This window comes from Paenibacillus sp. FSL P4-0338 (genome assembly GCF_038002365.1).
Lineage (GTDB): Bacteria > Bacillota > Bacilli > Paenibacillales > Paenibacillaceae > Paenibacillus_AQ.
This window is the reverse complement of the sequence record NZ_JBBOCG010000001.1, coordinates 5242975-5260704: the sequence shown is the minus strand read 5'-3', so window position 1 is coordinate 5260704 and position 17730 is coordinate 5242975. Positions and strand designations below refer to the sequence as shown.

Sequence of the window (17730 nt, the reverse complement as noted above, 5' to 3'; positions counted from 1 at the left end):
CGCGATATAAACCGAACTGAGAATTATTAGGGGGCATTTTAAGAAACAGTACCCCATGCAAAGAAAGGGGTGATGACATGGATAGCCCGTTGTGCGGCGCAAAAACACGGTCTGGTGCTACCTGTCTTAAGAAGCCAATGAAAAATGGTCGTTGCTATATGCATGGAGGAGCAAGTACAGGGCCAAAGGATAAAGGAAAGCATCGCCAGAGCATGAAGCAGAACAAGAATAGTGTCAAAACTGGCGAGTACGAACGAATATGGTTTGAATCTTTGGCCCCTGAAGAGGTTGGGCAATACGAAGCCACCCCAACGGAAGCATTACAGCAACTTGACCATGAAATCCGTATAGCTGATATTAGAGAACGACGAATGATGGAGCGTGTTACGGGGGCTAGAAAATCGAAAGACAAGCATCTGGATGAGAAGTTGTTAAGACTGGAGGACGGACTAAGCCGTGTTCAGACGGTCAAGTCGCGTCTGATTGATCAGAAGATGCGTCTTCAAGAGATTACAGACATAGAGAATGATAATGGTTCTTTAGGTCAGTTGGTTGCTATTGTCGCGCAAGCACGAAAACGCTATGACGTACAAAAGTAATTGAGTAGAAAAGCGTATGGGAGGATTAAGTGTGAAAAAAACCGACGAAACACCTGTTTTCGTTATAAACGGCGATATTTATATTGAAATTGAGGACGAAGAAATCATCGAAATCGATTAGAAAGGAACATGAGAGCAGCACCGATATGGTAGCTGCTTTTTGTTTATGGTGATAGATACGCGCAAACCGGGGATGCTGACGCGAGACGAGTATAGTCCACGAGTATATAATCGTATGATACTTGAAACGGTGCAGACGCAAAGCTCGTAGGTTTAAACGTTAGAATTGACCGACACAAAAGAGTATGTAATAATCATTTCATAGTGGACAGTCATGAATAGGCTGCGAGCAACTTCTTAAACTTAGAGCACTTGAATGATGCCATAATGGGCGGATTTCAGGTGCTCTTTTATACTTCAAAGACGATGAGTAGAAGGGGAATGGTGGTGACCATATAATACTTATTAGTCGTCTAACTGTTAAATTTTAAGCGTAAACAGAACAAAAATACCGCAGTAGCATGGGAGAGGGCGTAATGGTTCAAGTATCAACGGACAAGTTGGTAGTCGAGTACCGGGAAGTTCCAGTTGGGTATTTCATGGGTTGGTATGGAAGGTTGTTATTTCAGCAGAAATATAAGGTCAGGCGGACGGAGTACAAGAAGATATTCGTATATCAGCTCCATATCCGGTTGGAACAAAGCGTTTATTTACATGTGTTCTACCAGAATTTCAGGGAAACAGGCGGCGGCTTGTATACGCTCCGACTTGAGACTCGCCCGGAACACTATGAACGGTTCATCGAATGGTTGGAAGAGTTTAGGCTGAAGGCTGCTGGTATTGACTTTGTAAGCTGCGATGTCGCGTACGATGTTCCTATGCCGTTAAAAGATGTATTTGTAGCGAGTCAGCATCAACGGCGCAAGTTACGACTACATAAAGGAACGAGGTATTTTGGTTTACAGCATCAGCGGAAATGGAACGGATACTGCCGGATATACGATAAGAAACTTGAACTATGGCAGAGGCACGGAATCAAAATGGATAAGGACTTGACTCGGATTGAGATCGTATATAAGCCGGAAATGCGGATACTGCTAAGTGACATATATCAATACCCGCCGGAGCAAAGCCAGCAATACTTTGCTAGCGTGATTCAAGATTGGGCGGCACTTCCAGCTAAACGGATAGAGCAGATCCGAAACTGGCAGACTGGAGCCGATACGTACACCCGGCATATTAGAGAAACCATAAAAAGGACACTTGCCGACCGAGCGATAGATTTCAATCAGTTAGCAAGCGAACAATGGACGAATATAATTAGTGAACCTGTGATGACATTGTTACACGGTCAAACAGTTTGACTGGTATCTTGAATAATAAGAACCTGCTCTACTGAGATATTCAGCTTCAAACAGATGATTGCGAGAGTATTAAAGTAAACTCGATCGACTTGATTTTTACATAGAGAACTAATAGTGCTTTGGCGCAACCCAGTTAGTAGGGCTAACTGACGTTGCGTCATTTTTCTTTCGCGGAGAATTTCTTTTAGGCCTATATGAACTGTACCCATAACCTATAACCACCTCTAACATCATATTGATTAACAACAGTTTAAGACCAAATGGATGTAGAAGTAAAATAGTTTTAAAAATTGGGTTGTGTAAAATATTGGAAATGTCCTATAATGCTTTTAACGCTTAAGCGTTATTTTATGGAATATATCCACAATTCGTAACATGGACTCAAATTACTGTAACGGGAGGACTAGAACATGGAGCAAAGAGCGGTTGGTTATATTCGGGTATCGACCTATGGACAGATGAAGGATGGATACAGTCTGGCTTATCAGCGTGAGGAAATTGAGGGTTACTGTAAGAAACATGGAATTGAACTCTTAGACATATATGAAGATCAGGGACAAAGTGGAGCTACAGTTGATGAAGAAGGTCTAACGGTTGAACGTGAAGGTCTTCAAGATTTATTGGCTGATCTAAAGTGTCATAATGTTCAGCTGGTTCTTGTACTAAATACTTCTCGCTTATGGCGTTCCGATATGGCCAAAGTGTTAATTCAACGAGAGTTAAAGCGAAATCATGTTGATGTAAAAGCGATCGAGCAACCCAATTATAGTATCTATGCCAGTGATCCGAACGACTTTCTAATAAACGGCATGATGGAACTGCTAGACCAATATCAACGCTTAGAAATAACAATGAAGTTGAGCCGCGGCAGAAAGAAGAAAGCAGAACAAGGCGGCTATGCAGGTGGTGGTGTTCCATACGGTTATTCATGTCCGAAGGGTCAGAAGGAGTTGAAAATAAACCTGAAAGAAGCATCTGCTATTTTACGATTGTTCGAACTAAGGGGATTGTTCCCCAGTTGGTCGTTGTCTGAGTATGCTTTTCAGCTTAACTATGATGGGTTTTCTACGGCAAAGGACAAGCCATTTACTAAAGTGCAAGTTAAACGGATTTTAGACAGGGAAGATTTTTATAAGGGCCTTTATTGTTATGGTGATATCTCTGTCATGGGGCAGTATTCTGCCATTATATAAAAAGTTGAAAGGTTATTTTCAATCCACTTAAAAAACGGGGCATCTTTGCAGTAAGTTAGGTCAGATACCTAAAGGAGGACTTAACATGAGTCAAGAAAGAAAGCCCCTACAACAACCATTAGAACAGGTAGAGCAGGTACTAAAAGGACAAGTCTATGCTCTGGACATTGCAATGAGTCAGTTAGTCAAGTATAAGCCGGAGGAGTGGGGAGAATCCGTCGATCCTGTAGGGATGAAGTGGGTTCTTAACCACCTTCATGCGAAAAAGATGCAACTTGAAGGTAAGTGCTTCTTAGTTAGAAGCAAACTTCAGTTGCAGAATCTTTGTCCTTCATATGAAAAGAACATTGATGGGTCTCAGTTATGAGAAATGAACGAACATCACCTGTAGTGATACCGAAAGAAACCGAAATAAAACGGCGTGAACTTATCGGCGTACTAGCAAACATCATCAAAAACTATGCAACATTAAAAATTAACAAATAACATATTGGGCAGGTTATCTATGGGTAACTTGCCCGATTCTCGAATCGGAGGGATGAACGATGAGTGATAAGATGCTTGCAGTAATTTATACCCGAGTATCAACCGAGGAACAAAAAAAAGGAGGGTATTCCCTTCAAGCACAGGAAGATGAACTTATGAGATATGCTGAGCAGAAGGGGCTAAGAATTGTCGATGTATATTGCGACGGGGGCTATTCAGGCAAAGACGTAAATCGACCTGAATTTCAGCGGATGATGAAAGGTTTGGATAGTGGTAAGTTTCAGGTCATATTGTCATGGCGGGTAGATCGGATTTCCCGAAATAACAAGGACGTGTTAATACTTATCGAAAATGAGTTGAAGCCCCGGGATTGTAAACTTTTAATAAGCTCAGGAGACATTGATAGTTCGACAGATAACGGTTTAATGTTTATATCGTTATTGGGGTCATTAGCGCAGTATGAACGCTCGTCCATTATTTCAAGGGTAAAGTTAGGGATGCAGAAAAGGGCTGAAGACGGTCTGTGGAACGGTGGATTAATTTATGGATATGATTGTGTAGATAAGCGGCTTGTTATTAACGATGTAGAAAGTGAGGTTGTACGAAATATTTATTTGATGAGGCTGGATGGCACGGGCTATAAAGCAATTGCGAGTAGGCTAAATGAACGTGGGATAAAAACAAAGACAGGAAAGTTATTCAGTATTTTTGGGATTAAGACGATTTTATCAAATCCAACTTATGCCGGTCTAAACAGATGGGCGTACCATCAAGAATGGAATACACTTCGCCGCAAAGGTAAAAATGAAGATGTTCAAATTGTTGAAGGGCAGCATGAAGCTGTTATTAGCATGGAGCTATGGGAAAAGATACAGGCTGTCCAGTTGGTAAGCAAGAATAGTGTTTCAACAAACAAAAATTTTAACGGGGAGTTCCTTCTATCTGGTCTGCTTAGATGTCCTAAGTGTGGCTCAGGGACGGTAATGAGCAAGACTAAAAAGTACGATGGTTCAGGGTATAATCATTATTACATGTGTCAGGCATACCACAGCAAAGGGAAACTTGCTTGTAATACAAACTTAATCCCTAAAGAACGCATTGAAGAACAGGTAATACTAACCATTAAAGCCCTTCTTCATTCAGAATCAATAATTGAAGAAGTATTAGAGAAATTGGAGCAAGATGTGGAGCGGGATACCCATGAAATATATCAAACTATGAAGTTTGTTCAAAAAGAATTGTCAAAGAATGAAGTCATGCAGAAGAAGTTGGATACTGATTACTTTGAAGGTTCCATAGCTGTTCAGCAATATAATCGTCTATCAGAGCAGTTACGGATACAAAATGAGGAACTTGAAAATCGGAGTGAAAAGTTTCAAAGGTTGTTGGATGCCGAATACGCTAAAATAAGAATTGACAGGGAAATGGTGAATCAAGCCCTAATCAATTTCAATACATTATTCGACTCGGCAACCAACGAGCAAAAGAAGGCACTAATAAGGGCGCTAATTAAACGTATTGAAGTTGAGTCTGACAGGCGAACGGTTAAGGAAATAACGTTTTGGTTTTTTGACACGCCTAGTTTACCACTTAGTAAGGTCAGGGGAACCGTATCATAAATGACGGCTAAAAAGTTAAGGTTTTGATGTGAGAAGAATATGAGTAATTGTAGATAATCTAGCACCTTGACCGCATCAAGTTTCAAGTACAGTTCTGCGATTAGAGCACACTGAATCAAGCTGCTGCCTCATGGGAAAACCTGTATTTGGCTCAGTCAAGATACTAGAGTGTAGTTTTAGTTTACTAGTGGGTTATTATTAATGTTTTTCCATAGTGTGGTATTATTAGAGAGTGACTTAGTTTCGAATATAGGTTATAAAGTTTCATGAATGAGCAATCTTAAATAGAACTCAAAATTTGAAAGAGAGTGGTTAATGATGAAGTTAATTAGTATATTTAACAATAAGGGCGGGGTTGGAAAGACGACTTATATGTATCATATTGCAAATATTTTATCAGATAGAAAAGTCAATACTCTTATGGTTGATTGTGATAGTCAGTGTAATTTAACAGCATATTCCTTGAAAGATAATGAAATTGAAAAAAGCTGGGAGGAGAAAGGAAATAGTATCTACAGGAATATTGAGCCCGTAGATAAAGGACTGGGTGATATCAGAATTAGAAGTCCTTACAAATTAAACGAGCACCTTCATATTGTTCCTGGAGATATTAATCTAAGCACTTTTGAAGATAGATTAGGTGATACTTGGACAAGTGCACCTAATCAAGAATCAGCAGTTAGAGTTCAAACTGCAATATACAGATACATAAAATGGGCTGCTGCTAAAGTTAAGGCAGAAGTTGTTTTGATTGATTTAGGCCCTAATTTAGGTGCTTTGAACAGAGCTATATTAGGTGGGAGTGATTATTTTATTGTGCCGGTGTCACCTGATTTATTTTCTATAAGAGGAACAGCGAACTTAGGGAATAAGCTAACTACATGGAATTTAGAGTGGAGACAAATTTTTGATAGATGGAAAGATAAAATTGATGTTCCAACAGGGACCCCTACATTTGCAGGGTATGTTACTCAACAGCATAATTTAAGAAGCAATTCAAATGGGATGACACAAGGATGGAACATATTCGGAAAAAGATTAGAAGCAGCGATAGAGAAGAATATTGTTAAAAAGTTAAAACCACTTAATCAGGTTGTAGAATGGGATGATGATAACTATAACTTAGGACAGATACCTAATTTGCATAGTTTAATACCATACTCACTTGAAGCTAGGAAGCCGGTTTACAAATGTGGTTATGCAGATGGTTTGCAGGGGGCTCATATTACAAGGGCTAGGGAAAGTGAAAGCTTCTTTTATGGGATGGTGGATATTATTCAGCAAATAACAACTTGATTGTAGCAGTGATTAACCCTATATTGACTACTGCTCTCAATGATTCGGCAGTAAAATAATTTGGAAGGAGAGAACAGACAGACAAGGGATTAATAGTGGTCGATCTTTTGCAGATACTTATAGATTTAAACATGGGGATTTTTCTTAACGTAGTTAAATATTATCCAGAGGCGGTGTGTAACTTGACTTACAGCTTAGTAGATGTGAAGAAAAAAGTAGAGGAATTTGATTCTATTTGGAAATGTAGAATTATATCTGGTTGTTTCCATCTAGATATTAATAATATTCGAAGAGGTGAAATTAATTTTAGAACGATCACTGCTCAGTCCAGTATTATTTCAGGAATATCAATTAAAAGTAAATTGAATCAGCCAGAATTTTCATTCTATGCTAAAGATATTAATCCAGAAAAAATTGAGATTGGTGAAGGTTTGATTACAATTCATTTCAAATCAGAAGGTGTTATTAAATTCTTTTGCAACCCACCATCATAATTGGTTTTAACATTGCTCTTAACTCAACTTTTGCAGAGTCAAAATTGAGTTGACCCCAAACAGGGGTGAAGGGGAGCTTGTTCTAGTGTTGATATTCAAACTGTTTCATTTAAATGGAATGGTAAATTCTTGGGATAATTGATCTGCAATGCAGACCACTACCACCAAAAAAAGGATATGCAATAATCTTCATACCTAGTAAAGCAACCTCTATCCAATTGGATGGAAGTTGCTTTCTTTTGTCTTGAATGGATTATCAAATACTAAAAATGAATAGGGGAATAACAATGGATAATACTTGGCAGGACCGATTGCTTGACTACCTCAAGCTAGAATTTTGTCCAGATGATACGACTCACATATTAGCTGTTTCTGTGGTTAATCCGAAGCACGGTGAATACAAGCTTAAGAGAAAATTCAAGGTTCGGGTGGCCTTGACCTTTTTAGAGGACGAGGGTGTAAATCCCTACTTCGACGGTACTGATTTATACGTTTCCATTACCCCTACTGATATTTATTTTGAACGAGAAGACGAGTGGGCAGATGGTCCTCCAATTATGGAGGGTAGCCCGATTGAGCTGGCGCTGGGGTGGGTTTCCGAATTGGCCCTACCATTCTATGTTTCTTTGGAAGCTCAGGAGACCGCAAATAAGGAAAGGGGGTAAACAGCCATAGAACGCCTAAGAGCCGAACATACCCGCTTGATTGAACATGAGGAGGACTTGTTGGCACAAACAGATACCTGTCATCTAATTATGGTTCAACTATTGAGGTTTATCAGAGAGAGCAAGGAAACACTTCATCCAGAATTACTAAAAGAAATACTGCTGGCTGTACAAGCCATTGAATTACGCGTACAAGCTAAGCTTCTAGAAATTCGACTTGAAGATCTAATTTTAGAAAAACAACTACGTCAGAAAAGGGAACTTAATGATTCTGATTCCGGTGTTAGTTAATGTTTGTTCCCTTCCCTACTCGTATCAAACGTCTCCAGCATATCCTTCACTATCCGATGTACCATGCGTACTTCTTCCAGGCTTCTCCCTCTTAGCAATGAATTATGTATTTTTAAAACCTGCTCTATCTCAGTTGCATCCTGTTCAGGGTCAAGATCATGAAACCGGAACGCCTCGGAAGTTTCTACCTCAAGAACGTTCACAATCTTCTCCAACGTCAGTAAGGAAATATTTCGTTCCCCTCGTTCTACCCCGCCTATATAGGTATCCTGCAACTCGGCACGGTGCGCGAGCTCCGCCTGTGAAAAGCCTCTTACCTTTCTGAGTCTACGTAATTTTGCTCCAACCAATTTAAGAAATTCAGACATTCTTACCACCTCTTATCCCGATAGTAGTGAAGGAATAGAAAGGTAAGAAGTCCATTAAACTATAATATAGTATTGAATAAATACTTATAAGTTCTTATAATCGTTATATAGTACGTGAGTCCCAAGTTTTTACACTGTGATATCAGCTTACCATCCGATGGTATTACAAAACGTTATAAAACAAGATAAAGTATTATCTTTTCTTACAAAATCAAACCATATTACAACTACAAGGAGGCTCATCCCATGATTCTCATGAATGAAGTAGAAGTTCTTATTAAGTAAGGTAAGGCCAATCGTGCGCGTTTTACGCTGATTTCCCAATCCCTTTAACATCCATAAATACAACAACAGAGCATTGATAGGCTCATAAACCGGAGGAATATACAGATGAAAGTAAAAAACCAAATTATCACTACGCTTACCGTGGCTACCTTGCTCTTCACACAAGTTGGGACCGCTCTTGCAGACAGCACAATCAACGTGTATCTGAAAGGAAAACTACAAACCTTCGAACAATCGGCAATCATCAAGGACGGATCAACATTGGTTCCCATGCGGGCCATTTTCGAGGCACTAGGTGCAACGGTCAAGTGGGATGGCAAGCAGCAAATCATCGACGCTACAAAAGGTGAAAAGGTCATTCGCTTGCAGATTGGTTGGAAAGGCGCTTGGATCGGGGAAACCAAAGTGGCATTGGACGCTGCTCCACAAATTATAAATGGCAGTACAATGGTGCCACTACGCTTCATCGGTGAAGCTCTTGGTGAGAAGGTGGAATGGGATAGCACTTCTCGTTCCGTCCTCATTTCAACTGACAAATCCCAGCTTCCGAAAGCGGATAGCGGGGTGTATAAAGGCTATGCCACTGTCATGCGGGACGCGATAAAGAGCGAAACGTCAACAGGTGTCAAGATGCCAGATGCTACCTATAAGATTCTGGAGAGTAACAGTGACGCGTTCTTTGCGGCTAATCGGGACAAGTTCTCTCTCTACGACAAAGCAAAACAGGTAAGTTCAGCTGAACTATCAAAAAAACCAGCCCAGTACAGCTCCACGATTGCTGAGGTTAATCGAATCCGAATCTTTGAGGTACAGGAACTGACCGCTAAAAGTGGTCAAATTACCACTATGGCCTATGGAGAGAGTGAAAGCGGGGGCTTGTTCTTCCAAATTTTCTACGCCGGTTCTAAGAAGCTGGCTAAAGAAGATGTCATCGAAATGGTGGGGATTTCCGCAGGCAAGTCTCAAATCAGTGTGCTCAATCGTCAAGGCAACCAGTACGATGCCCCTGTGACAGTTATTGTAGCCGGTAACATCTTTACTGCTTTAGAAGAGTATCAGTTGCAGGCAGAACGCGGCAAAGGTCAGGCCATCGAGTTCGACGATGAGGCGCAAGCGCGTCTGGATAAAGGAAAAGAGACGAGTTACACAGGCGAGATGGGTCTCGTGCAGGCGGCTGAGGACGGAGTGCTTAGCGAAGTACAGCGTCTAATCGGAACAAACCATGTCGATGCTAACGCTCTACCCCAAAACCGGACACCGCTGATGGCAGCAGCACTTAAAGGCAACGACGAAATCGTCACGTATCTGCTGTTCCAGGGAGCCGACCCGAATTTAGGCTATTCCTTTACCTCACCACTTAGTTCAGCAGCATACAGCGGAAAAGCTTCAACCGTGAAGCTGCTGCTTCAAGCAGGTGCAGTTCCAAATGACTTTGCCCTAAGTACGGCAAGGGATAATGGATATGCTGACATCCTGACGCTTCTGGAAGCTTCTACGAAGTAACCAGTCTTTTACAAGTCCCCATGTCGCTTCTAAAGGACATGGGGAATCTATAAATAATAGATAGTAGAATGGAGGCGTAGCACTTGGCAATTCTTTTTTTTGACATGCTGAAAAACAAAATTGATATGACAAAAGCGGAAGCAGCGGTGAGAAGAGCAGAGAAACAAGACAACAAGCGATTCCGCCAAGCACAGACGTTCTCAGATCGGCAAGTCACGATCAGCACTAAGGCGGAGCTGGAGGATGCTGTAAGTAAGAGATACGGTACAATCATCGTTGTAGGAGAGCTAGCTAAACATGTCAGCGCAGGTTATAAGGCCAAGCATAAACTGGCTGCGTTGGAGAAGGCTCCGCCAGTAGTGTCGGCCGGAGCCTTAGTTGCTGTCGGCATAACGGAGTCTGTTGTCATAACCGCAATTATTGCGCTAGCCGTTATTCTAGTTGTTGCATTATTCAAGAATTACGATATCGATACCGATATTCAAATAACCAGTGAACAAGGGGAGTTACAGCCGAAGCTTAAGCTGAAACTCTTAAGGAAAATGGAGTCCCAATAGATTTCTTTCCCTCATATGAGAAATTCATTTTTTGTATGGTATTGTTTATTCTTTGGTAAAGAAACATCGTGGTTGGAGCAATACCCCGAATGTGAATCAACGCCTTAAATAGCTCGTAATAAAACTGTGGCGTCCAATTTCTATTGGGCGTTTCTTTTTTTGAGATAAGCTGGGCTATAATAGTATGTAAAACCCATTTCGAGGTGATTGGATTGGACCATTGGTGTGACCACAAAATCAATGAGTGTAAGTCTCTTACTGACTTTGTAAAGGATTTGAGGGGTTATCGTAAGATAAGCAGCAGGAAAGATGAAGTGTATAAGCAATTTGTGCATCTGTTAAATATTGTGTTAAATCTGGATATTGATCCGAAGGAAAAAAAGGAAATATATTTTGATACATCTGAAGAAGTAATAGTGAAGGAAGTCATAATCGAACTTGAAGGCCCTTTTTTAAAGAGGTTGGAAAAAGAGACAATAAGCGACACGTTTAATGAAAAGGATACAGATGCGGTCGCCTTTAGAGATAGGATGCTTAAGTTAGCTGAGGCCATTAGCGATCCGGAATTGAGCGGTATTTGGACAGAAATCATTGAAACGCTGAGCCGATTAGAAAGCAGAAAGTACCTTTTTGAAATCATGGGGGAACTAAGCAATCAACTATTTCTAAGCAAAGATACGCTTTATGATAGATTTATGGATTTGATGCGTTTTGGGGATATGAATATGAAGAATTTAAAGGAAAACGGAAGACAATACTGTTTCTTTGTGGAAGAAGAAAGGTTTATCAAAGATATGGTAACTGAAATGGTGCAAGGCAATTATCTTTCCAAGTTTACAAAAGGAAAACCAGCAGGAAAGAGCATAGAGGAAGACGATAAGATTGCTTTAGAGTTCCGTGAGCGAATGCTTGAAAAGTGTAAGAATATTGAAAATGAGGATTTATACAAATCATGGCATGGGATTATAGAATTACTTAGTCAACATGAGCTTCGATTACAGAGAAGGAAGACTATGGAGATTCTGAAAGAAGGCATGGAGGGACTAGTGACAGTTACCAGCGACAAAAATAAGACCTATGAAGAGCGCATTGATACATTATATAGATTAAATGGTGTTCTCAATGCCATATTTAAGCAGTATAATACCCCAAAAGATAAGTAAAAAGATAAATAGATATTATTATCATAATCCGTTGACAATGTCAACGGATTATTTTGCATTTCCATTGGGTTTTTCCTCATCTGATTTTGCCCAAATGCCTAAATATCAATGTCATGGCACAATACAAAATGTAAAGAGAAAACACACCTTCCAGACCCCGAGGGGCTGCAAAACAAAAGGAGCAATCTACAATGCCAAAGAAGATTGAGATTCAAATTCGTGACCGCAATAACCAAAACCTTTTTGAAGAAGCTTACAAACCATTGTATGTTCTCATCCGCGAAATGGGCATCGAAGGAGCTTCTTGCAAGATTAGTGAGATGATGAAGAGCGAAAGACATTCTGCCATGATCCGTCTTACCCATGAAGTGGACGGAAATACTGAAATGATGATGCCAGATTTCGAGCTTGTCTTCAAGGTTGTTGGAGATTCCCAAGAAAGAAAGGAATCCATTCGTCAAACCGTTCTTAGTACTTTTAAAGTCATTGAATACGAAGAGGCCGATGATGAGATGCGGTTTACTAGCTACAGAGGTGAAGGGCCGCGTGTTTACGACATAAGAGATGTTATCACGGTCGCCAATGGAAAGTATGGGCAGGAAATTGACAAGAGAATGGCTTCAGTCGATTTGACCGACTATAAAGTCATTTTCACTGTTTGTGATTGCTGGTGAATTCCTCTCAGCTATGAGCTTCAAGTAGCGTAAGTACTTTATTTTCCGAATACAATACTAAACCATTAGGAGAGTGCGTTAACCATGTTTACAAATAACCTGCAACCGAAGGCACAATTGAAACTGAGCTTAGAAGATTTCGGCGGAATCATACATTTGTGTGATGGGAAATCACCGATGTACAGGCTTAATGCTGAGTTTGACAACTATCAAGACACGAAGTTGTCTCAATATCCAAATAAAGAAAAGGCACTACAAGACTTAACGCAAGCTCTAAGCAATACTAGCTGCCCTCCTGACCGAGTTTTTATTTCAGATATTTCTGACTTGCACGTAAGTGCTGACTGGTACCCTCCAATTCCGCTATTGTTTACAGATGTTGAGCATTATTGGATGCTGATCAATAACTTTTCGAAGTATATTGGTACGTTTGATTTTACAAAAGGACAATTTAATACGGGAGTATTTGCTGATAGCCCAAACGAATTAAGTGAACGTGAGGAGCAATTCATCACTACATTTGGCATAGGTGTTCAGATTATGTCGAAAAGCAGGCTTGATTTCTATGCACAAACTAAGAAGTACTCGCCGCAAAAAATTGAAGTGGTTGATGCGAGATAACACATTAAAGTCTTCATTTAATTAAAAATATGCCTCAATTAGCGTCTGTTGCTTCTTACACAATTGACGCTAATTGCGGGACTTACAATCGAAGGGTAGTGATAGCAACCATGAGCAGCAAAAATTCTAAATTTAAACTTCAAGATTACGCCATTCCAACTGACGAGGATCCCTTAAATGATGACGTAAAAACGAAGCTAGAGGTACGTGGCTTTTATCAAGATGAACAAGGTAAAATACGACTTAATGCAAACATATTTGTTGACTATGTGCTAAAGCGCCTTCGTTTACTTTACAATAACAGCTTGTTCCATATTTATCATATCAGTCGTGGTCAATGGATCGATATCACGGAACATGAGTTGCTCATTCTTACTCGTGAGATCATCCATGAAGCCCAAGAAAACTTGTACCATAGCAGTTTCAGCAGAGAGTATATGCAGGTACTCAAGCTAGAAACGCCGCAGGTAGATCGGTTAAACCCTAATAAACATCTTATAAATCTGAAGAACGGAATGCTTGATATGGTGACGAAGGAGCTTCTCCCGCACTCGCCTGAGTACTATTCGACGGTCCAGATTGATTTGAATTACGTTCCGAAGTTTATTGCTCCGCGATTTATTCGTTTTGTAGAAGAGATTACACAAGGAGATACTTCACTTATGGCTCTCTTACAAGAGATATTGGGTTATATTCTTTCAGCTGAAACATGCATTCAGAAAGCATTTTTCTTTGTTGGAACTGGTTCCAATGGAAAAGGTGTCCTTACAAGGTTAATCACGTTACTAGTAGGGGGACAGAATGTCTCTAATCTTTCGCTTAAGGATTTAGGAAACCCCTTTCGATTAGCAAACCTTGTTGGTAAAACGGTGAATATCGCGGCTGAAAATGAGGTTGGTCAACGTGGATTCCAGAGCGAAATTTTTAAGCAGCTCATCGGGGGGGATGACATTACGGTTGAACGAAAGTATGAGAATTCATTCAGCTATTCTCCGACATCTAAATTTATCTTTGCTGTAAATACGTTGCCTTTTACCAATGATCGCTCATATGGGCTCTACCGAAGGCTCCTCCTGTTTCCTTTTAGCCGAAAATTTAAGGATGACGAGCAGGATCTTAAACTTATTGATGAATTGACGAAGGAACTGCCTGGTATCTTAAATTGGGCTCTTGAAGGTCTGAATCGACTTCGTGAGCAAGAGTTTAGGCTAACAACCTCTGATAGAGTAGATGAGCTTTTGAACCAATATAAACAAGAGCAGAATCCGCTGATTTACTTTGTTCAAGCCTATATATCAGTAGGTGATGATTCAGAAAGGTTGAGCCGCGATGAGATACGTACAGTTATAGAAACATGGTCGAGAAGGAATGGGTATGATGAAATAACGAAAATGTCAGGGCAGCGGCTGTGGTCACTATTCAGATCGGTGCTCACTGAGATGGAAATACCCGTTTTTACACAAGACAGTAATGGGAAGAGGTACTTTCGCCGCATTAAGTGGAAAATAAAACCTCCAACAGCTATTACTCTCAATCGCTAATAAATTGTAGGGCAGAGCAGTGCAGATGCAGTGCATCTAATGTTAACTCTAAATGCTTATGCCATATAGGAAAGTGCAGAAGTGCAATTACATTGAAGAATAATATTTATAGAAAATGGTAGGTTCAGAATCATATTTAGAAAGTTTTTTCTATGATCCGCACTTCTGCACTATCCCAAACGCTTCAAGGTCTTTTGAATGATTCAATCAGCGCTTTATCCGTACTTTCATTGTACTAAGTTACTAAATACGACTAATCGGGGGAATCTTTCATGGCTATAATCCGGAGATCGGCTCAACCAGAAGATAATAAATGCTATCAAGGTGAAGTGGATAGGGTGGACTATCTCCCCAACACGACAACCAACTTTGGAACCAGAGATATACTGAGAATCGTATTTAAGCTGGACGATCGGGGCATGCAAACAAATGTAAGTGAACGGTACAATCTCCCACTTATCCCAGAGAGTAGGTTGGGACGGGTAATAACGACCTTGCTTGGTGGCATACCCGAAGAGTTAGACACGGATCAACTTATAGGTCTGTCATGTCGCGTTTTGATTGAACACAGGTATCTTTCCGATGGCAATTTGTGGAATGGAGTTAAGGAGGTCCTACCTCTTCTACATGCTACCGATAATGACACATTGGAGGTTATTCCAGCTATCACTAATAGTGTATCTCCATCAACAATGGATTTATCAATTCCAAGCATAATGAAGAAGACAAAGGTTCTCCCCATTTCTGGAATTAAATCAGCACTTGCCAAAAGGTCACAAATAAAGAGTTCGTCATCTTTTGACGCCGCACTCCTATTTGAAAGTGACGAATCAGACGAATTAGAAAGTAACGAGGAATGAAAATATGGCTATTTTACGTCGCAGTCGATACGATGGTAGCTATATTCCCGAGGGTATTTATCAAGCCGTTATACTCTATGTTTACATTGACTCTGCGGTGAAGGTTGGAGATAACCTAAGCGATCAAATAGTTATCGTTTACCAGGCTGCTGTTGGTCAGTTCCTTCGGACGGTTAGGGAGAGATACTTTCTCCCGTACCGTGAAAACTGCCGCTTAGCATCTGTATTACAATCATTTCTTGGCTATGTACCAGACCAATTTGATAGTGATAATTTAATTGATATGGATTGCTATATTAGGATTCATCACAAAGAATTAGCTTCAGGTCAAACTTGGTGCTATGTCGATGAGGTCTTTCCTATGGTAGATGAATCATAGGGGACAAGAACCGGTGTAATATTCGTTGATAACCTAATTAATGCGGAAAGGGGTAACCTTAGTGCGTAAGCACTCTGTATTGTCCCTTATACAAGAAAATAGGTTGATAATGTAAATAAATAGATTTTAAGCAGATATTATTCCTATAGAATCCTGATTCTTTCAGGATAACTTCTATAGGAGATGAGTTCAATGCATACCATTATGAGTCACGAACATATTGGCAAACTGCTCGAAAGCGACCAGTTTCCTGCTGCTGTGAAAGGATACCTAAGAACCGAATATGAATCATTGCAATCTGCGCTCCATTATGATGAGGAGCAGCCCTACTCCATGGAGACTCACGGATACAATATGGCCGTGTTGGAGTCTAAAGATGGCAACGAAAATCTATTAGTGGGTACCCGTGGTCTTGACCTTCTGAATTCGACTCCAGAGTACGTAGAAGTGGTAGAACTGCCCGATGGAGTTTGTATGTACCGAGCCTGCCTAATGCCCGACAATGAGTGCTTTCTGCTGATATACGCGCTCAGGGGCGCTTTAAGGCTAGAACTGGAACAGTGGTTTGCGGAGCAATCTGAATGCCTGGCTAAGGAGGACTTCGAATGATTAATTCTAAGCCTAAACCAGCTAAACGTATTGAGGTTATTTCTCTGCGAATGGTACGGGAAAAAACATCATTGCTCTATCCCAATCGGGTGATTCGCTCACCTCTAGATGCAGTTGACTTGTTCCGCCAATTCATCGGTGATTGTGATCGGGAATCGTTTTGTATACTATGCCTCAATACGAAAAATGAGCCAACGGCTATACATCAGGTATCCTGCGGGTCGCTGAATGCCTCAATTGTCCATCCTAGGGAGACGTTCAAGCTGGCCATATTAAGTAATTCGGCATCTATCTTGGCCTGTCATAATCATCCATCAGGCCAGCCAGATCCCAGCCCTGAGGACATTGAGATTACAGAGCGACTGCGGGATAGCGGATGCTTACTTGGCATTGAGCTACTCGACCACCTTATTCTTGGAGAAGGCATTCAATTTACAAGCATGAAGGAAAGGGGATTGATGTAGTGTCTTATACATTTGATTCCCAACGATACGTAACGCGAGGCGTAAATAATGAGCTCAACCCTGAACTGCAACTGCTTCTATGGGCGTTACTGGATGAACAAATCCTAAGCAACGTACAGATGGACTACCTTCAAGTATTTGATTTGACTACTGAGAACGAGGGAAGTCATAGGGTTCAACAGCTCCTCCACTCTCAAGAGCAACCGGAACGTACAAAGACCTATAGTTATCCTGGCATTAATAAGCCTCTGCATGGTATTACCGTGTGGATAATTGATAGCGACGAGTATGTGACCATGCTCTTGCCATCAGAATATTGAGAGGGTGGGACAGATGAATCCAAGGGTTATTAATCTCATTATCGTAGCGCTTCAAATAACTATCGAAATCATCAAAAGTAGTAGGAATCAAAAATAGATTGAACAAGCCTGCTTGTAAAGGGCAGGCATACTTTGAAGGGGGAAAAGCTATGAGCGAGGACTTCAATGTACAGTACGAATTTGAATCCGCTATTGATTTGCTCTCGGATATGGTCATCAACTACATTTCCAAGCAAGAAAGAAGAGTATCATACCGCGCAGAAGTTATGCTCTGGTTGGAACCGATCGAATTGCTGGAAATGGAAGAACTGGCCAACCATGAACTGACCTCACAACTTCTTGGGACAGCAGACTACCAAATGGTCGCCTGAGAATAGGA

The 17730-nt window shown here is 40.7% G+C and carries 23 protein-coding genes; 21 read left to right on the top strand and 2 right to left on the bottom strand.

What is annotated here, in order from left to right; all coding sequences use genetic code 11:
* The first annotated feature begins 77 nt into the window (after window positions 1–77).
* Both MKZ07_RS23255 and MKZ07_RS23250 read left to right on the top strand, forming a co-directional pair.
* The gene (locus tag MKZ07_RS23255; protein ID WP_341027752.1) at window positions 78–599 is read left to right on the top strand and encodes an HGGxSTG domain-containing protein; all 522 of its coding nucleotides are present in this window, start codon (window positions 78–80) and stop codon (window positions 597–599) included.
* Window positions 600–1135: 536 nt separating this feature from the next.
* On the top strand, window positions 1136–1963 hold the full coding sequence (locus MKZ07_RS23250; protein WP_341027750.1) for a replication initiation factor family protein: 828 nt from the start codon (window positions 1136–1138) through the stop codon (window positions 1961–1963).
* Here MKZ07_RS23250 and MKZ07_RS23245 read toward each other — a convergent pair.
* Window positions 1951–2172 carry a helix-turn-helix domain-containing protein gene (locus MKZ07_RS23245; protein WP_341027747.1) on the bottom strand — a complete coding sequence of 74 codons (222 nt, stop codon included), beginning with the start codon at window positions 2170–2172 and terminating at the stop codon, window positions 1951–1953. The genes MKZ07_RS23250 and MKZ07_RS23245 overlap by 13 nt on opposite strands.
* 201 nt (window positions 2173–2373) lie before the next feature.
* Between MKZ07_RS23245 and MKZ07_RS23240 the strand changes: the two genes are divergently transcribed.
* The 7 genes from MKZ07_RS23240 (at window position 2374) to MKZ07_RS23210 (ending at window position 8007) form a co-directional block, all read left to right on the top strand.
* Window positions 2374–3156, top strand: a complete 783-nt coding sequence (locus MKZ07_RS23240; RefSeq protein ID WP_341027745.1) for a recombinase family protein — start codon at window positions 2374–2376, stop codon at window positions 3154–3156.
* Window positions 3157–3241: 85 nt separating this feature from the next.
* Window positions 3242–3523 carry a hypothetical protein gene (locus MKZ07_RS23235; protein ID WP_341027743.1) on the top strand — a complete coding sequence of 94 codons (282 nt, stop codon included), beginning with the start codon at window positions 3242–3244 and terminating at the stop codon, window positions 3521–3523.
* Between the two features lie 178 nt (window positions 3524–3701).
* Entirely contained in the window at window positions 3702–5261 is a 1560-nt protein-coding gene (locus MKZ07_RS23230) for a recombinase family protein (RefSeq protein ID WP_341027741.1), read from the top strand.
* A gap of 315 nt (window positions 5262–5576) precedes the next feature.
* On the top strand, window positions 5577–6557 hold the full coding sequence (locus MKZ07_RS23225; protein WP_341027739.1) for a ParA family protein: 981 nt from the start codon (window positions 5577–5579) through the stop codon (window positions 6555–6557).
* A 182-nt stretch (window positions 6558–6739) separates the two neighbouring features.
* On the top strand, window positions 6740–7051 hold the full coding sequence (locus MKZ07_RS23220; RefSeq protein WP_341027738.1) for a hypothetical protein: 312 nt from the start codon (window positions 6740–6742) through the stop codon (window positions 7049–7051).
* A gap of 287 nt (window positions 7052–7338) precedes the next feature.
* On the top strand, window positions 7339–7716 hold the full coding sequence (locus tag MKZ07_RS23215) for a hypothetical protein (RefSeq protein ID WP_341027737.1): 378 nt from the start codon (window positions 7339–7341) through the stop codon (window positions 7714–7716).
* A gap of 60 nt (window positions 7717–7776) precedes the next feature.
* Complete coding sequence (locus MKZ07_RS23210; protein ID WP_341027736.1) at window positions 7777–8007, top strand: hypothetical protein; 231 nt, start codon at window positions 7777–7779, stop codon at window positions 8005–8007.
* On the opposite strand, the gene MKZ07_RS23205 is transcribed toward MKZ07_RS23210, so the two are convergent.
* The gene (locus MKZ07_RS23205; RefSeq protein WP_341027733.1) at window positions 8004–8375 is read right to left on the bottom strand and encodes a helix-turn-helix domain-containing protein; all 372 of its coding nucleotides are present in this window, start codon (window positions 8373–8375) and stop codon (window positions 8004–8006) included. The genes MKZ07_RS23210 and MKZ07_RS23205 overlap by 4 nt on opposite strands.
* Before the next feature lie 390 nt (window positions 8376–8765).
* Between MKZ07_RS23205 and MKZ07_RS23200 the strand changes: the two genes are divergently transcribed.
* The 12 genes from MKZ07_RS23200 (at window position 8766) to MKZ07_RS23145 (ending at window position 17722) form a co-directional block, all read left to right on the top strand.
* A complete protein-coding gene (locus MKZ07_RS23200) occupies window positions 8766–10163 on the top strand; it encodes a stalk domain-containing protein (RefSeq protein ID WP_341027731.1) in 1398 nt (465 codons plus the stop codon).
* Between the two features lie 83 nt (window positions 10164–10246).
* A complete protein-coding gene (locus MKZ07_RS23195; RefSeq protein WP_341027729.1) occupies window positions 10247–10720 on the top strand; it encodes a hypothetical protein in 474 nt (157 codons plus the stop codon).
* 314 nt (window positions 10721–11034) lie between these two features.
* Entirely contained in the window at window positions 11035–11883 is an 849-nt protein-coding gene (locus MKZ07_RS23190) for a hypothetical protein (RefSeq protein WP_341027728.1), read from the top strand.
* Window positions 11884–12074: 191 nt separating this feature from the next.
* Entirely contained in the window at window positions 12075–12557 is a 483-nt protein-coding gene (locus tag MKZ07_RS23185) for a hypothetical protein (RefSeq protein ID WP_341027726.1), read from the top strand.
* 84 nt (window positions 12558–12641) lie between these two features.
* Complete coding sequence (locus MKZ07_RS23180; RefSeq protein ID WP_341027724.1) at window positions 12642–13178, top strand: hypothetical protein; 537 nt, start codon at window positions 12642–12644, stop codon at window positions 13176–13178.
* A 110-nt stretch (window positions 13179–13288) separates the two neighbouring features.
* On the top strand, window positions 13289–14719 hold the full coding sequence (locus MKZ07_RS23175; RefSeq protein WP_341027723.1) for a DNA primase family protein: 1431 nt from the start codon (window positions 13289–13291) through the stop codon (window positions 14717–14719).
* Between the two features lie 272 nt (window positions 14720–14991).
* A complete protein-coding gene (locus MKZ07_RS23170; protein WP_341027721.1) occupies window positions 14992–15579 on the top strand; it encodes a hypothetical protein in 588 nt (195 codons plus the stop codon).
* A gap of 4 nt (window positions 15580–15583) precedes the next feature.
* Entirely contained in the window at window positions 15584–15958 is a 375-nt protein-coding gene (locus MKZ07_RS23165; RefSeq protein WP_341027719.1) for a hypothetical protein, read from the top strand.
* Between the two features lie 192 nt (window positions 15959–16150).
* Entirely contained in the window at window positions 16151–16567 is a 417-nt protein-coding gene (locus MKZ07_RS23160; RefSeq protein WP_341027717.1) for a hypothetical protein, read from the top strand.
* Window positions 16564–17031, top strand: coding sequence for a JAB domain-containing protein (locus MKZ07_RS23155; protein WP_341027715.1), 468 nt, complete (start codon window positions 16564–16566; stop codon window positions 17029–17031). Before MKZ07_RS23160 ends, MKZ07_RS23155 begins: the two co-directional genes overlap by 4 nt.
* Window positions 17031–17351, top strand: coding sequence for a DUF960 family protein (locus tag MKZ07_RS23150; protein ID WP_341027713.1), 321 nt, complete (start codon window positions 17031–17033; stop codon window positions 17349–17351). Before MKZ07_RS23155 ends, MKZ07_RS23150 begins: the two co-directional genes overlap by 1 nt.
* A 149-nt stretch (window positions 17352–17500) precedes the next feature.
* Window positions 17501–17722, top strand: coding sequence for a hypothetical protein (locus tag MKZ07_RS23145; protein WP_341027711.1), 222 nt, complete (start codon window positions 17501–17503; stop codon window positions 17720–17722).
* Window positions 17723–17730: the final 8 nt, after the last annotated feature.